Source organism: Paenarthrobacter sp. NPDC089675 (assembly GCF_044749185.1).
In the GTDB taxonomy this organism is placed as follows: Bacteria; Actinomycetota; Actinomycetes; order Actinomycetales; family Micrococcaceae; genus Arthrobacter.
The window spans coordinates 1-14,691 of the sequence record NZ_JBIVHM010000002.1; the positions used below are offsets into that span (position 1 = coordinate 1).

A 14,691-nucleotide genomic window follows, 5' to 3' on the forward strand; every position below is an offset into this window, starting at 1 on the left:
GGCCCCCGAAGGGCAACGCATCGGTTTCAGGCTGACTCTAGCCATCCGTCGAAACCCGTCTACTCCCGGCTCACGAATACCCGTGCATGCCAGTTGGAGGATGATCCGGAGAGGGGTCTGGTCAGGCGCCCACGTAAGCCGCCAAGTGCTTTGCCGTCAGCGTTTCCCGGCCAGCCACCAAATCCGCCGGCGTTCCCGCGAAAACGATCCTGCCGCCGTCGTGCCCCGCGCCTGGACCCAGGTCGATGATCCAGTCCGCATGAGCCATCACGGCCTGGTGATGCTCAATGACGATCACCGATTTACCTGATTCGACCAACCGGTCCAACATGCCCAGAAGGTTTTGCACATCGGCCAGATGCAGGCCTGTGGTTGGCTCATCCAGAACGTAGATGTCACCTTTTTCCGACATCTGTGTGGCGAGCTTTAGCCGCTGGCGTTCGCCCCCCGATAACGTGGTCAACGGTTGGCCGAGCGTCAGGTAACCGAGTCCGACGTCGGACAAGCGCTCCAGGATCTTCTGTGCGGCTGGCGTCCGCGCTTCACCGTCGGCGAAGAACTCCTTGGCCTCGTTGACCGACATTGCAAGCACTTCTGCAATATTGCGGCCGCCCAGCGTGTATTCGAGGACTGAGGCTTGGAACCGCTTGCCTTCACATTCCTCGCAGGTTGACTCCACAGTAGCCATGACTCCGAGGTCGGTGTAGATGACGCCCGCCCCGTTGCACGTTGGGCAAGCCCCCTCGGAATTTGAGCTGAACAGCGCGGGCTTCACGCCGTTGGTTTTGGCGAAAGCCTTTCGGATAGGTTCAAGAAGGCTCGTGTACGTTGCCGGGTTGCTGCGACGGGACCCTCGGATTGCCCCCTGGTCGATGACAATGACACCTTCGCGTTTGGCCACCGATCCATGGATGAGCGAACTCTTGCCGGATCCGGCCACGCCCGTCAGCACGCACAGGACGCCCAAAGGGACATCTGCATCGATGTTACGGAGATTATTGGTGGAGGCTCCCCGGACTTCCAACCAGCCAGTTGCGGGGCGTACCGAGGACTTGATGGAAGCCTTGTCGTCAAGGTGGCGGCCCGTGATGGTGTCACTCCCCCGCAAACCTTCCAAGTCACCTTCGAAACACACTGTTCCGCCTCCCGAACCGGCCCCGGGGCCGAGATCCACCACGTGATCGGCAATCGCGATGGTCTCTGGCTTGTGTTCCACCACCAGCACGGTGTTCCCCTTGTCGCGCAACTGGAGCAGCAACTCATTCATCCGCTCGATGTCGTGCGGGTGGAGGCCGATGGTTGGCTCATCGAAAACGTACGTGATGTCTGTCAGGGAAGAACCCAGATGGCGGATCATCTTGGTTCTTTGAGCCTCTCCCCCGGACAAAGTGCCGGCCGGACGGTCAAGTGACAGGTATCCAAGGCCGATTCCCGCAAAGGAATCAAGGAGGTGCTGAAGCCCCTTGAGGAGAGGCGCAACGGATGGTTCATCGATCCCCCGGATCCATTCGGCCAAGTCACTGATCTGCATCTTGCAGACATCCGCGATGCTCTTTCCCAGGATCTTCGAGGACCGCGCCTCGGGGCTGAGGCGCGTGCCGTCGCACTCCGGGCATGTGGTGAACGTTATGGCCCGTTCCACGAATGCCCGGACGTGGGGCTGCAGGGAATCCACATCCTTGGACAGCATCGATTTTTGGATCTTGGGGATGATGCCTTCGTAGGTGAGGTTGATTCCTTCAACCTTCACTTTGGTTGGCTCGCGGTACAGGAGATCGTGCAGTTCTTTCTTGGTGAACTTGGCGATCGGTTTATCCATGTTGAAGTAACCGGTGCCACTGAAGATGCGCCCGTACCAGCCATCCATGCTGTAGCCGGGAACTGACAGTGCACCCTCGCTGAGGGATTTGCTGTCGTCGTAGAGCGCGCTCAGGTCGAAGTCGTTGACGGAGCCCATGCCTTCGCACCGGGAACACATACCGCCGAGGCGGCTGAAGGAGGCTTTCTCGGTTTTGGTCTTTCCTTCGCCCCGGTCGACCGTGATCGCGCCACTGGCCTTTACGGTGGGAACGTTGAAGGAATAGGCGTTGGGTGAGCCGATATGCGGTTGACCCAAGCGGCTGAAGAGGATCCGCAACATGGCGTTGGCATCGGTGGCCGTTCCCACGGTGGATCTCGGGTTCGAGCCCATTCTTTCCTGGTCCACGATGATGGCCGTGGTCAAACCTTCGAGGACGTCCACGTCCGGGCGTGAAAGCGTCGGCATGAAGCCCTGGACAAATGCGCTGTAGGTTTCGTTGATCATGCGCTGGGACTCGGCTGCGATAGTGCCGAAAACAAGCGAACTCTTGCCGGAGCCAGAGACGCCCGTGAAGACCGTCAGGCGGCGTTTAGGGATCTCAATGCTGACGTCCTTCAAGTTGTTCTCCCGCGCGCCTTGGACGCGGATGAGGTCGTGGGTGTCGGCAGCGTGCGGCGGGGCGGCCTGCGTATCGAGGTTCGCGGCAATGCTCATGATCTCTCCATCTGTGGCGGCGGCGCCTGACGGTTTCCCCTCGGCGCCGCATGTCCCTGCCGGCTTGCAGGCCAGTACGTTCGATTCTCGTTCGTCGGCGCGGGCGCGGCAACGGCTCCTCCACCCTAACCGGCGGCGCAACTGCGGGGCTGGAACACGCCAGGACAAATGTCGAGCCATTGTCTTCCGCCCCATACTCACTAAGAATGGAGCATGCCGGTATACATGAGGTCCCTCGAAACCGCAGTCCCGCCAACCATCCTCGTTCAGTCCCAGGCGAGAGACGTCTTTGCCGCACAACCTGGCCTGACACGTCTGGGTTCCCGGCTTGTCACCACCTGCTTCGACTCCGCAGCCATTGATACCCGTTACACGGCCGTCGCGGAACTGAGCTTGGACGCCCACCCCGAAAATCCGCTGTTCTTCGATCCCGCGTCCAACCGCGTGCTGAGCCCAAGCACCAAGGTTCGCAACGCAATCTTCGCCACCGAAGCAACCAAGCTCTTCATTGAAGCAGGCAAAGCGGCCGTTGCCGCCGCGCCCGGAATCAGCCTCGACGACATCACGCATGTGATCACGGTTTCGTGTACGGGGTTCTTCAATCCCGGACCGGACTACAAGGTGGTCCGGGCCCTTGGCCTGCAGCCGTCAGTGCAGCGCTACCACCTTGGCTTCATGGGGTGTTACGCGGCATTTCCCGCACTGAGGGCGGCCAAGCAGTTCTGCACGGCAGACCCGGACGCTGTGGTACTCGTCATCTGTACCGAACTGTGTTCGCTTCACGTGCGCACCTCCAATGATCCGGACACCATCATGGGCTCCGCCATTTTCGGTGATGGTGCCGCGGCGGCCATCGTCACCGCCAAGGAACCGGAAGGGCCCGAACCCGTCATTCGGCTGGACCACTTCGAGACGGTCCTGACGCCGGTTGGTGAAGAAGCCATGGCGTGGAACATCGGTGACGAAGGCTTCGAAATGGTGCTTGGTTCCTACGTTCCGCACATCATCGAAGAGCACATCACGGGAGCGTTGGAACCGCTCCTGGCAAAGGAACCAGGGCTTGCGGAAATGCCCTACCGCGACATCACGCACTGGGCCATCCACCCTGGTGGGCGAAGCATCCTGGACAAAGTCGAGTCAAAACTCGAACTCACCCCGGAGCAGCTGGTACCGGCGCGGGAGACCTTGCGGGAATACGGAAACATGAGCAGTGCAACGGTGCTGTTCGTCTTGAAGTACATGCTTGACCGACCCGCCACTGAACGGGAGGAGCGCATCTGCTCCATGGCGTTCGGACCGGGACTAACGGTGGAGACGGGCCTGCTGACGCTGGTCTCCCCCGGGCTGTGACACCTTGGGGGTCCCTGCGCGAACGGGACGTGCATGCCGTTGAAGACATGGACAGGCCGGACTGCGACCTTCGGCGCCTGAACCGCAGTTACGCGCGATTTCCCGTTGTTAACTCGCTTCTCTCGGGGTGGCGGACGACTTATCGGAAGCGGTTCGTCCCATTGCTGCGGGTACGTGAATCAGCGGAAGTGCTGGATATTGGCTGCGGGGGTGGCGACGTTGCCCGCAGCCTGGCCCGATGGGCGTTGCGGGACGGATTTTCTCTTCGGGTCACGGCGATAGATCCGGATGAGCGCGCTTATGAGTTCGCAAGGACGTCCCCCTCTGTGGAAGGCGTCCGCTACAGGCAGGCGCACAGCTCTGAATTGGTTTCAGAGGGGCGGCGCTATGACATAGTGCTGTCCAACCATATGCTGCACCATCTCGACGACGCCCAACTCGCCGGCGTGCTCAGTGATTCGGAACTGCTTACCTCGGGCGTCGCGCTCCACAACGACCTGAAGCGCAGCAATCTGTCCTATGCGCTTTTCCTTGCAGGCTTCTGGCCTTTGGGACTTGGCTCTTTCATTTGCGGAGACGGCCTGGTGTCCATCCGCCGAAGCTACACCCGGGCGGAGCTGGAGGAGCTTGCTCCCGAAGGTTGGCGGGTCCAAGACAACGGCCCGTGGCACAACCTGGTGGTCTACGAGGCAACGAAGAATCAAGGAAAGGTGCCGTGACGGACGTAGCCATCATCGGCGCAGGTCCGGTCGGCCTGATGATGGGACTGCTGCTCGTGCAACGGGGCCGGTCGGTGCGCATCCTGGAGCGGCGTACTTCCAGGAGCGGTCTGACGAGGGCCATCGGCGTCCACCCGCCTGCCCTGAAAGTACTTGACCGGGCCGGCATCGCCCCGGCGCTGATTGCCGAAGGGGTGCGCATCGGGAGAGGGCTCGCCTACAGTCGCGGCCGCAAGGTGGCCGAACTGGCTTTCGACGGCGACCCCGACTTTCCGTTCATCCTTGCCGTCCCCCAGCCGGTCACCGAACGAGCTCTCGAGAGTGCCGTTCTCGCCTTGGACCCCTCGGCAATTGTCCGGGGCGCGGTGGTGGATACCGTTGACGACGACGGCGGCAGCGTCAGGTTGGCCTTTGGCTCACCGTCGGGTCGGGGCTCCTTGAGGGCCAGGCTCGCCATTGCTGCTGACGGAGCCCACTCGGTCTTCCGGGAACGTTTGCTGCCCGAGCTGTGTGCCCGCACCTACCCTGACAGCTACTTGATGGGGGACTTCGAAGACACAACAAAGCATCCCAGTGACGCCGTGCTCTTCCTCGAACCGGAGGGAATTGTGGAGTCGTTCCCGCTTCCCGGCGGTGTGCGCCGATGGGTGGTCCGGCTGGCCGCCCCGGCGGTGAATCCGACGGCGGACGGCCTTGCCGGGTTGGTAAGAGCACGGACAGGCGAGGTACCCGAAGCGTCAACGAACACCATGCTCAGTGCCTTCGAAGTGCAGTCACGGCTCGCCGGACGGATGGTTCACGGGCGGACCGTGCTGCTGGGCGATGCTGCCCACGAGATCAGCCCCATCGGCGGACAGGGTATGAACCTCGGCTGGCTCGACGCCGCTGCGTTGGCTCCCATCATGGATGCCTCCTTGGCCGGCGCAGATGTGGGAAGGCAACTGAAGGACTTCGAGCGGAGCCGCAGGCGGGCAGCGTGCAGGGCGTCCAACCAGGCGGGACTGAACATGGCGCTGGGAAGGCCGCTCCCGCCCGCCGCAATGAAGCTCCGGAATTCGTTGTTCGCCGGCGTCCTGCAGTCCAAAGTGGTGGCGGATATGGTCGAACGACGGTTCACGATGCGCTGACGTTACGAAGGAAGAGTGTAATAGCAGTCGTACGTATCCTGGCTCGTGATGAGCCCTCCCTGCACTTCAAACACGGCAGTGCTGCGGGCACGGATAGTCTCTCCGGCATCCCAGTGCGGAAGGTCCATCAGCAGCACCGCCGACCAGTTCATCTCGAGTACCACACGGGTACCCTCGGTGGTTGTCCGGACTATCTCGAAACGCTGCCCGGCAACGATGGACTTACTGTCGTCCGCGCCTGACAAGGTCTCCTGCTTTGTCCGGGTGGAACCGCTCCGGGCCAACGCATGCGGCCACTCCGTCAGGGTGAAGTCCTCCGACAGGAAGCGACCGATCTCGGTGGCGCCTCCGCCGGCCTCGACAGTCCGGACAAAGCCGAGCACCACGTCCAAGGGGTTGATTTTGCTCATTCGATGAGCCTAGCCCACGGCGGCGGCACCCTTGAGGGTGAAAGGAAGTTCCAGCAGATAGGCTCTGTCCATGACGCAGCGAACTAGCCCGCAGCCCGGGCCGGCTACTGACTACAGCCCTGCCCAAATCCGGGATATCGTCAGGTCCCTGCTCGACGGCGAGGCACTTCCGCCCATTGTCCAGGCAGGACACCCCGTGCTCAGGCAAATGGCGGCGCCATACGATGGGCAGTTGGAGGACTCGGAACTCGACGGACTCATTGCCATGATGCGTGAGGTCATGCATGCCGCACCCGGAGTGGGCCTGGCCGCACCACAGCTGGGCATCCCACTCCAGATCGCGGTGCTTGAAGACCAGTACGAAATTGATCCGGCTTCGGCAGCTGCCCGCAGCAGGGAACCGTTGGCGTTCATGGCAGTGATCAATCCGCAGTACCAGCCCGCCGGGAGCGACGTCGAAACGTTCTACGAAGGGTGTCTCTCGGTAAGCGGGTACCAGGCGGTTGTCTCCCGGCACCGCACGGTGGAATTGAACTGCATTGACCGTGATGGTCGTTCGCTTCGGCAGCTTTACTCGGGTTGGCAGGCCCGCATTGTTCAGCACGAAACAGACCACCTGCACGGCACTCTTTACCTGGACTGCGCGGAAATCAGGTCCCTCACCACAAATGCCGAATACGCTGCCCGCTGGGCGCAACCCGACCCAGGCCAGGCACGACGGGCGTTGGGATTCCTTCCTGACTAGTCCAAGCAGCGGACTTTGTCAGTCTTCCATCCGGTTCAGCCTGCTTGGCAAGTGCTTCGCCCACCAAGCAAGGATGTGTTCGAACCTCTGTTTGCGGTGGTGTGGTGTTCCCGACCTCGATAATTCGTGGTCTTCGCCGGGGAAGACGAGGAGGGCCGCCTCGACTCCTCCCGCCTTCAGGGCTGAGTAGTACCTCTGCCCCTGTTCGATAGGGCAACGGAGATCGTCCTCGCTATGGATGACAAGAGTGGGCGTCTTCACGTTGTCGACTACTGCCATGGGGCTCTGTGCCTGAAGCTGCTCCGGGCTGCCGCCGGTGTATTCATCGCCAAAGAACCAGCCGATGTCCGCTGATCCCTTGAAACTGACCGGATCCAGGAAACCGCGTTCCACGATTGCGGCTTTGAAGCGATGATCATGGGCGATGGTCCAGGCGGTGAGGTATCCACCGTAGGAGCCGCCCATGATGCCGGTCCGCTCCGCGTCCAGCGTGGGGAACCGGGACATTGCGGCATCGAGGAACGCGAGAACGTCCTGCATGTCCAATGTACCCATACGTTCTTTGATAGCGGCGCCGTGGGCCTGTCCGTAACCGGCTGATCCGCGGGGATTGCACATGACCACCGCGTATCCCGCAGCCGCATAGACCTGTGCCTCATCGAAGAAGGCTCCCGTGTATTGGGCGAACGGCCCGCCATGGATCGAGAGCAGGACCGGGTGGGGTCCTGGACCTTCCGGCAGGACCACCCATCCATGGACCGGGTACCCGTCGGTCGACACTGCGTCCAGCTCCAGAGGCTCCGCCACCCTGCTGTTGTTGCGAAGTTGACCTGAGAAATCCGTGAGGAGACGGAGTTCTCCGCGTTCCAGGGTTGCGACATCTCCTGCGGTTGCAGCGTCCGAAAAGCTGACAGCGATCTCCCCGTTTGCCGCGACCGTCGCACCGGTCACTACACGGTTTCCGTGTACCAGCGGTGAAACCTTGCCCGCGGCGGTGATGTCGAGCAACTCCACTGTGCCCAGGGCCGTGTTGAGCACCAGGACGCTGTCCGGTCCACTCGGCTCCAAGGGACCGGAGGCATCCAGCTGCTCAGGATCGGTTAGCCCGAGGGCCGCTCCGCCGTTTGCCGGCATCACATACAGTGCCGAGTTGCGGGCCACAAAGTCACGGCCCGACTCCCCCAGTTGCCGTGCGGTGAAGAAGAGCCACTGTCCATTGCTTGACGGCCTGACGGCATCGACGGATTGCGGCTTGTTGTTGGTGGGTAGTACGGGCTCGGGCTCGCCACCTGAAGCGTCCATCCGGTAGATGGAGGTGACGAGGTCGTCGTCGTGCTGTGCGTGCAATGCGGCGACGAAGTAGACGTACCTTCCGTCAGCACTGAAGCAGGGAGCATCATGGTCAGAGTCCCCAAAAGTGAGCTGCCGGATCCTGCTGACGGGGGCGGGAACGGCGGTTGTCTCATGGGCGGCCCGTCCGCGGGGAACAACAACAGGTTCGCCACCCAGCTCCGGAACGTCCAGGACAAACAGCTGCTGGCGCTGGTCGGCAACATAGCCAATCCCGTTCATTCTGTACTGCTTGGCCGTGACCAGGCGGGCATCTTCACGTCCGGCGGTTACGCCGTCGACGGTTCCGTAACGGCCAGGCTCGGGCACGCGGGCTGTGAAGACGATCCTGTGCGAATCCGGTGCCCATGCAAAACCGGTGACTCCCGCGTGTTGTTCCGTAACCTGTTGAGGTTCGCCGCCGGCCGACTCAACCACGAACAGTTGCGGCTTGCCGTCCGCGGTGGTGCGGAGGAAAGCCAGAACCAGGCCGTCCGGAGAGAAGGCCGGAGCGGAGTCCCGGAACCCCCTCGTGATGCGCCGCGGATGCTTGGAAGGATCCAGGGGCACGGACCACAGCTGCCCCACGTAAGCATCTGCAAGGAAATCGGGCCTGGTGACGGAGACCACGGCCTTGGTTCCGTCGGGATGGATCGCAGGTGCGGAGACGGCATTCAACAGCGTAAGTTGCTCGGGTTTCACGTTGGCGAGCCTAGCCGCGCAACCACATAGCGGCGGCCTGACACTCCGTCGCGCCGTAGGATTGAAGCCATGCTTTCCGACGCCATTGCCGCCCTTCGCTGCCCCGTCTGCCATGGGAACTGCCGGCTCAACGAGGGCGCCCGTCGGTCCGTGGTTTGCTCTGCCGGCCACGTCTTCGATGCAGCCAAGCAGGGCTATTTCAATCTGCTGACCGGCAAGGGCACCGTGTTTGAAGCGGACACCGCCGTCATGGTGGCCGCCCGCCAACGCTTCCTCGAAGGCGGGCATTACGCGGAACTAACGAATGCCCTCGCCGGCATTGCCGGCACATCGCTTGCAGGCCCGGAGCCGCTGATCCTCGATGCCGGAACGGGAACCGGCCACTACCTGCACGCGGTCCTGGAGGAGTCTCCCGCTGCCACGGCCGTGGGTCTGGACATTTCCAAATTCGCCTTGCGCCGCGCTGCCCGCCTTAATCCGCAAGCGGCCAACCTGGTGTGGGACATCTGGCGTCCCCTTCCCCTGGCACGGCACTCGGCGGACGTTGTCATGGTGGTGTTCGCACCTCGAAACGCCCCGGAGTTCGCCCGCGTACTTCGACCCGGCGGAAAACTCATGGTGGTGACCCCCCGTCCGGGGCATCTCGCGGAAGCGGCCGAACGCACAGGGATGCTTGCCATCCAGGATGACAAGGCAGAGCGCCTGGTGGAGTCCCTGTCCCGTCATTTCCGTCTGGAAGGGCTGGAGGAGCTCGAAATCCCGCTGGTCCTGTCCCCCGACGACCTGGCCGATGTAGCGGTCATGGGGCCGGCGGGACACCATATCGATGCTGAAAACTTGGCAGGATCGCTCGCTGCCACCGGACCTGTCTCCACGGTTGCCAAGTTCAGCATCAGCGTTTTCAGTCCCCGGTTTTCCGCGCCCTGACGTGGGGCTCTGCCGCGGGCTAGGATGGAAGAGCAGCGGCTGTGACTTCCGTTGGCGGAGTCCGGGACCAAGGGGGAACCGATGTTTGAATGGCTCGGCGAGAACTGGTGGGCTTTGTGGCTCACCCTCTTCCTCGCGTTCGCAGTGGTGGAGATGCTTACGCTCGACCTCTTCTTCATCATGCTGGGCGGTGGCGCCTTGGCCGGACTGGTGGCGGACTTTGCCGGCGCCGACTTCTGGTTGCAGATAGTCATCTTCAGTGTCGTCTCCCTCCTCATGATTGCCTTCGTCCGTCCTGTCGCGCTCAAGCACCTGCACAAAGGTCCGGTGGAGCAGCGCACCAATGTGGACCGCCTGATCGGCCAATCAGCCCTGGTCATGGAACCCGTGAGCGGGACCAGTGGCCTGGTCAAGATCGCCGGTGACGTGTGGAGCGCCCGCAGTACGGCCGGAACCATCGACGCCGGTGCGACGGTGCAAGTCACCGGCATTGACGGAGCGACGGCGGTTGTCGCCTCCACCACTGAAAGCAGCCCCCGCTAGGGCAACCAGGTTTCTCTCGACACGGCAGCCCCGGGGCTGCCTGCGTTGAGCCGTATCAAACCACTCAATTGGGGAAATGAAGGAGATGTATGGACGGCCTAGGAGGAACAGCAGCCGCGGTAGTGCTGATTGTTCTTGTCATATTTGTCATCATCGTGTTGGTCCGCTCGGTCAGGATCATCCCGCAGGCCCGTGCCGGCGTCGTTGAACGCCTCGGCAAGTACCAGCGCACGCTCAATCCGGGACTTACCATCCTGATCCCGTTCGTGGACAGGCTGTTGCCGTTGCTGGACCTCCGCGAACAGGTGGTGTCCTTCCCGCCGCAGCCGGTCATTACCGAAGACAACCTCGTGGTCTCAATCGACACGGTGGTCTACTTCCAAGTGACGGACCCGCGTGCAGCCACTTACGAGATCGCAAACTACATCCAGGCCGTGGAACAGCTGACCACCACCACGCTGCGCAACGTCGTGGGCGGGTTGAACCTGGAAGAGGCCCTGACGTCACGTGACCAGATCAACGGCCAGCTCCGCGGTGTGCTCGACGAAGCGACAGGTCGCTGGGGAATCCGCGTTTCGCGGGTGGAACTGAAGGCGATTGATCCGCCGCATTCCATCCAGGATTCCATGGAGAAGCAAATGCGTGCCGAGCGTGACCGCCGCGCGGCCATCCTCACGGCTGAAGGAACCAAACAGTCCCAGATCCTCACCGCCGAGGGCCAGCGGCAGGCTGCAATCCTGGCCGCCGAGGGCGACGCGAAGGCCGCTATCCTCCGGGCCGATGGTGAAGCGCAGGCCATCCAAAAGGTCTTCGATGCCATCCACAAGGGAAACCCGGACCAGAAGCTGCTCGCCTACCAGTACCTGCAAACGCTGCCGAAACTGGCAGAGGGTACCTCCAACAAGCTGTGGATCATCCCCAGCGAAGTGGGTGAAGCCCTGAAGGGCATCGGAGGAGCACTCGGCGGGACCAACGGTGAGTCGCCGGTCCAAGGACTTTTCGGTGGAACCAGTGTTCCGAAGGAACCTGCGGCCGCCGGTTCCCCGGAGGAAGCCGCGGATTCGCGGTAAGGGGAAGTCCCTGCGGGAGCGGTTGGCCGGCGGCCGACCGCTCCCCTTTTTAATGCTTTTGAGCTGCGGCCAAGCATGAGCGTATAATGGGATATTTGTCCGGCTGGTTCAGCCTGGATGGAACATAAAAGCTTGGCCAGGCGTTGCAATAAGTGATGCAAGGTGTGCAGAAGTAGTCCGTGAGCAGCCAGAGTACGGTTTACGGCTAGCGCGGGGTTTCCGGCCCTGCGAACAGACAGAGGGAGTAATCATGAGCGATCGCAGCCTGCGGGGCATGCGTCTTGGCGCCCAAAGCATGGAAACCGAATCCGGTGTGGAACCGGCACCGCGCCAGCGGGTCGAATACCGCTGCGAGGATGGCGAGCAGGTCTTCGTAACCTTCTCTGCCGAAGCCGAAATTCCTCCTGTTTGGATTTCCAAGACCGGTAAGGAAGCCCTCCTCGTTGACGGTGAGCGCCCGGTGGATGCCAACGAGAAGGCCGTACGCACGCACTGGGACATGCTTCTGGAGCGTCGCACGCTTCCTGAGCTGGAGCAGATCCTCGAGGATCGCCTCAACATCCTGCGAGAGCGCCGCGGAGAGCGCCGCTCCGCCTAAAGGGATCCCGAACAGAAAGGTCGGGCCCGGTTTTCCTTGCGGAACGCCGGGCCCGACCTTTCTGTTTGCCGTTCCTATTTGGCCAGCGCGTTCTTTTTTCCCGTTTTACCGGTGATCTTGGCCCAGCGGGCGGCGAGCCCCCATTTGGTGACGTTGAGCATTGCCTCAACCACAATGTTTCCACTCATCTTGGATGCACCGAGCTCACGTTCGACGAACGTGATGGGCCGTTCTTCGATACGCAGGCCCAGCTTGGCTACACGCCAAGCCAAATCGACCTGGAAGCCGTACCCGACGGACTCGACTTCATCCAGCTTGAGTGCCTCCAAGGTGGTGCGACGGAATGCGCGGTAGCCGCCGGTGACATCCTTGATCTTTACGCCCAGCATGATCCTGGCGTAGGTGCTGCCGATTCGGGAGATGGCCTGGCGGTACAACGGCCAGTTAACCACGCTGCCGCCCGGTACCCAGCGCGAACCCATGGCGAGGTCGGCACCATCTTTCACTGCTTCCAAGAGCAGGGGAAGCTGTTCGGGCTTGTGCGAACCGTCCGCGTCCATTTCCACCAGGACGTCGTAACCGGCCGCAAGGCCCCACTTGAAACCTGCGATGTAGGCGGCGCCGAGGCCTTCCTTACCCTTGCGGTGTAGTACGTGTACCTGGGAGTCCTCGGCAGCGATGCCGTCAGCCAGCTGTCCTGTGCCGTCCGGGCTGTTGTCATCAACCACAAGAACATCCGAGTCCGGTACGGCTGCGCGCAGGCGGCCCAGTGTCTTGGGGAGCGATTCCAGCTCGTTGTAGGTAGGAATAATCGTCAGGACACGCAAGAAGAGGCCTTTCCTTGATGGAGCGGTCAGATGAGCCGGACCGGGCCAGGAAGCCTGGCGCGTCTGGCGCAACTCTCCATTATAGGACGAGCTCTGAAGGTAAACCGCCGATTGTGGCACCGCCCACAAAGACAGGGATGGTCAGGCCCGGAGGGACCCGTGGGAATACAGCTCGATGCCGTCCCTGACCGTTTGCAGGCAGACAGGATCTGACCCGGTATCCAAGGCCGGAAGGAGAGGAGTCCGGGCGCGCGGATCCGTGCTCCACGACTGAACGCGGCTGTCTGCAACCTGAACCATCAGTTCTTCCACTTCCCAGACGGCAAAACTTGCGGGGGCGCCGGGAACCAGTTGGCCCATCAGCGGGTTGGGGTTCTTCGTGGCCCGCCACCCGGCCCGCGTGTGGCCGAGGAACGCTGCCCGGGCCGAGATCCGCTCTTTCGCATTATTGTGCTCCAGGCAGGCCCGAACGCTGGACCACGGACGGAGCGGGGTGACGGGACTATCGCTTCCAAAAGCAATGGGTACCCCATTGGAGTAGAACGAGGCGAAGGCATTCATTTCCTTGCTTCGCTCTCCCAGGCGCTTCTCGTAAAGGCCGCCGGCTTCACCCCACGCTGCGTCAAAGCCAGGTTGTACGCTGACGGTGACCGAGTACCGGGCAAGCCGTTCCACTGCTTGCTGATCTGCGAGTTCGACGTGCTCAAAGCGGTGGCCGGCAGCACGCACCCGCTGTTCACCGATCTCCCGGGCGGCCACATCCAAGGCTTCCAGCGCCGCGTCCAGTCCGGCATCGCCAATGACATGGAATCCGCCCTGAACGCCGGCCAAGGAGCAAGCGGCCAGATGCGCCGCGGCTTCGTCCACGGACAGGTACAGGTTTCCCTGATGGCCCGGGGCATCGGAATATTCAGCCCGCAACGCCGCAGTCCGGGACCCGATGGAGCCATCGATGTTGAGGTCGCCGGCGAGGCCCAGGACACCGGAGCCCAATCCATCGACGATGCTGCGCACATGCTGCTCCGATGAGGCCAGCTCGCCCCAGTAAGGCAGCACGAGTGGCATGCTGCCCGTCCGGTTCCACGCGTCTGCCAATTGGAGGTCTTTGCGTCCGGAGATGTGGGGTGCAGCCATCTCGGCAACTGCCACGTAGCCATTGGCCGCGGCTTCGCCGAGCGCCCGCTCCTGGTAGGCGCGGCGTGTCTCGTCGTCGAAGTTCCGGGCCGCACGGCGGGCGGCGGTATGGGCGTCACGAACCACGTGGGGTGTCCCGCCGAACCCATCCCGCCCGGTCAGCCCGGCCGATACAACAAGGGCCGGGGACACCAAAGCGGAATGCACATCAATCCGGGAAAGATACACTTCCTTGCCGCCGGCGGCACGGTCCAGTTCCTCGAGGGTCGGGAGGCGGGGATCGTCCCACGCGGTTTCGTCCCAGCCATGACCCACGACGATGCGCCCGTCAGAGGCACCGGCGACGGCGTCGAGCAGTTGCTGTGCCGAGCGGACATGGGCCAACTGCAGGCCGGCGAGGGCCACACCCGTCTCCGTCAGATGGACGTGGGAATCAACAAAGCCGGGAGCCAGGAGCGCGCCACGTAGATCAATGACCTCCATGCTTGCGTCCGCGATGGATGTCGCTGCTTGTTCGGATCCCACCCAAGCGACGGTATCGCCGTCGACCACCATGGCCGTCGCGAAGGGATCAGCCGCGGTGTAGATGGATCCGTTCCGGTACAGCGTGACCTTGCGGTCTGGATTCTGGGCGGCAGGCGCGCCTGGCTGGTTCATTCGCTAAGCTCCTCGAACGATTGGAAAAGTAGGAAATG

The 14,691-nt window shown here is 62.4% G+C and carries 13 protein-coding genes; 8 read left to right on the forward strand and 5 right to left on the reverse strand.

Annotation, left to right across the window (positions count from 1 at the left end; all coding sequences use genetic code 11):
* Positions 1-121: 121 nt before the first annotated feature.
* Positions 122-2,515 (reverse strand): ATP-binding cassette domain-containing protein, encoded by a 2,394-nt coding sequence (locus tag ACIPY2_RS04135; RefSeq protein WP_400265113.1) that lies wholly within the window; start codon positions 2,513-2,515, stop codon positions 122-124.
* A gap of 213 nt (positions 2,516-2,728) precedes the next feature.
* Here ACIPY2_RS04135 and ACIPY2_RS04140 point away from each other — a divergent pair, with 213 nt between their 5' ends.
* From ACIPY2_RS04140 to ACIPY2_RS04150, 3 genes are read left to right on the forward strand one after another with little or no spacing between them, the layout of a single operon-like run.
* Positions 2,729-3,865 carry a type III polyketide synthase gene (locus tag ACIPY2_RS04140; RefSeq protein ID WP_400265114.1) on the forward strand — a complete coding sequence of 379 codons (1,137 nt, stop codon included), beginning with the start codon at positions 2,729-2,731 and terminating at the stop codon, positions 3,863-3,865.
* A complete protein-coding gene (locus tag ACIPY2_RS04145; RefSeq protein WP_400265115.1) occupies positions 3,862-4,584 on the forward strand; it encodes a class I SAM-dependent methyltransferase in 723 nt (240 codons plus the stop codon). Before ACIPY2_RS04140 ends, ACIPY2_RS04145 begins: the two co-directional genes overlap by 4 nt.
* On the forward strand, positions 4,581-5,711 hold the full coding sequence (locus tag ACIPY2_RS04150; RefSeq protein ID WP_400265116.1) for an FAD-dependent oxidoreductase: 1,131 nt from the start codon (positions 4,581-4,583) through the stop codon (positions 5,709-5,711). Before ACIPY2_RS04145 ends, ACIPY2_RS04150 begins: the two co-directional genes overlap by 4 nt.
* Before the next feature lie 2 nt (positions 5,712-5,713).
* Here ACIPY2_RS04150 and ACIPY2_RS04155 read toward each other — a convergent pair whose 3' ends face one another.
* A complete protein-coding gene (locus ACIPY2_RS04155) occupies positions 5,714-6,121 on the reverse strand; it encodes a nuclear transport factor 2 family protein (RefSeq protein ID WP_400265117.1) in 408 nt (135 codons plus the stop codon).
* 70 nt (positions 6,122-6,191) lie between these two features.
* Here ACIPY2_RS04155 and ACIPY2_RS04160 point away from each other — a divergent pair, with 70 nt between their 5' ends.
* Positions 6,192-6,866, forward strand: a complete 675-nt coding sequence (locus ACIPY2_RS04160) for a peptide deformylase (protein ID WP_400265118.1) — start codon at positions 6,192-6,194, stop codon at positions 6,864-6,866.
* 18 nt (positions 6,867-6,884) lie between these two features.
* On the opposite strand, the gene ACIPY2_RS04165 is transcribed toward ACIPY2_RS04160, so the two are convergent.
* Positions 6,885-8,897 (reverse strand): S9 family peptidase, encoded by a 2,013-nt coding sequence (locus ACIPY2_RS04165; protein ID WP_400265119.1) that lies wholly within the window; start codon positions 8,895-8,897, stop codon positions 6,885-6,887.
* Positions 8,898-8,966: 69 nt separating this feature from the next.
* Between ACIPY2_RS04165 and ACIPY2_RS04170 the strand changes: the two genes are divergently transcribed.
* The 4 genes from ACIPY2_RS04170 to ACIPY2_RS04185 all read left to right on the forward strand — a co-directional run bounded on the left by ACIPY2_RS04170 (position 8,967) and on the right by ACIPY2_RS04185 (position 12,035).
* Complete coding sequence (locus ACIPY2_RS04170) at positions 8,967-9,824, forward strand: methyltransferase domain-containing protein (RefSeq protein ID WP_400265120.1); 858 nt, start codon at positions 8,967-8,969, stop codon at positions 9,822-9,824.
* A gap of 81 nt (positions 9,825-9,905) precedes the next feature.
* Positions 9,906-10,367, forward strand: a complete 462-nt coding sequence (locus ACIPY2_RS04175) for an NfeD family protein (protein WP_400265121.1) — start codon at positions 9,906-9,908, stop codon at positions 10,365-10,367.
* 89 nt (positions 10,368-10,456) lie between these two features.
* Positions 10,457-11,437, forward strand: coding sequence for an SPFH domain-containing protein (locus ACIPY2_RS04180; RefSeq protein ID WP_400265122.1), 981 nt, complete (start codon positions 10,457-10,459; stop codon positions 11,435-11,437).
* Positions 11,438-11,687: 250 nt separating this feature from the next.
* A complete protein-coding gene (locus ACIPY2_RS04185) occupies positions 11,688-12,035 on the forward strand; it encodes an RNA polymerase-binding protein RbpA (RefSeq protein ID WP_400265123.1) in 348 nt (115 codons plus the stop codon).
* 74 nt (positions 12,036-12,109) lie between these two features.
* On the opposite strand, the gene ACIPY2_RS04190 is transcribed toward ACIPY2_RS04185, so the two are convergent.
* Both ACIPY2_RS04190 and ACIPY2_RS04195 read right to left on the reverse strand, forming a co-directional pair.
* A complete protein-coding gene (locus tag ACIPY2_RS04190) occupies positions 12,110-12,862 on the reverse strand; it encodes a polyprenol monophosphomannose synthase (protein WP_400265124.1) in 753 nt (250 codons plus the stop codon).
* A gap of 141 nt (positions 12,863-13,003) precedes the next feature.
* Positions 13,004-14,653 (reverse strand): amidohydrolase, encoded by a 1,650-nt coding sequence (locus ACIPY2_RS04195; RefSeq protein ID WP_400265125.1) that lies wholly within the window; start codon positions 14,651-14,653, stop codon positions 13,004-13,006.
* Between the last annotated feature and the right edge of the window lie 38 nt (positions 14,654-14,691).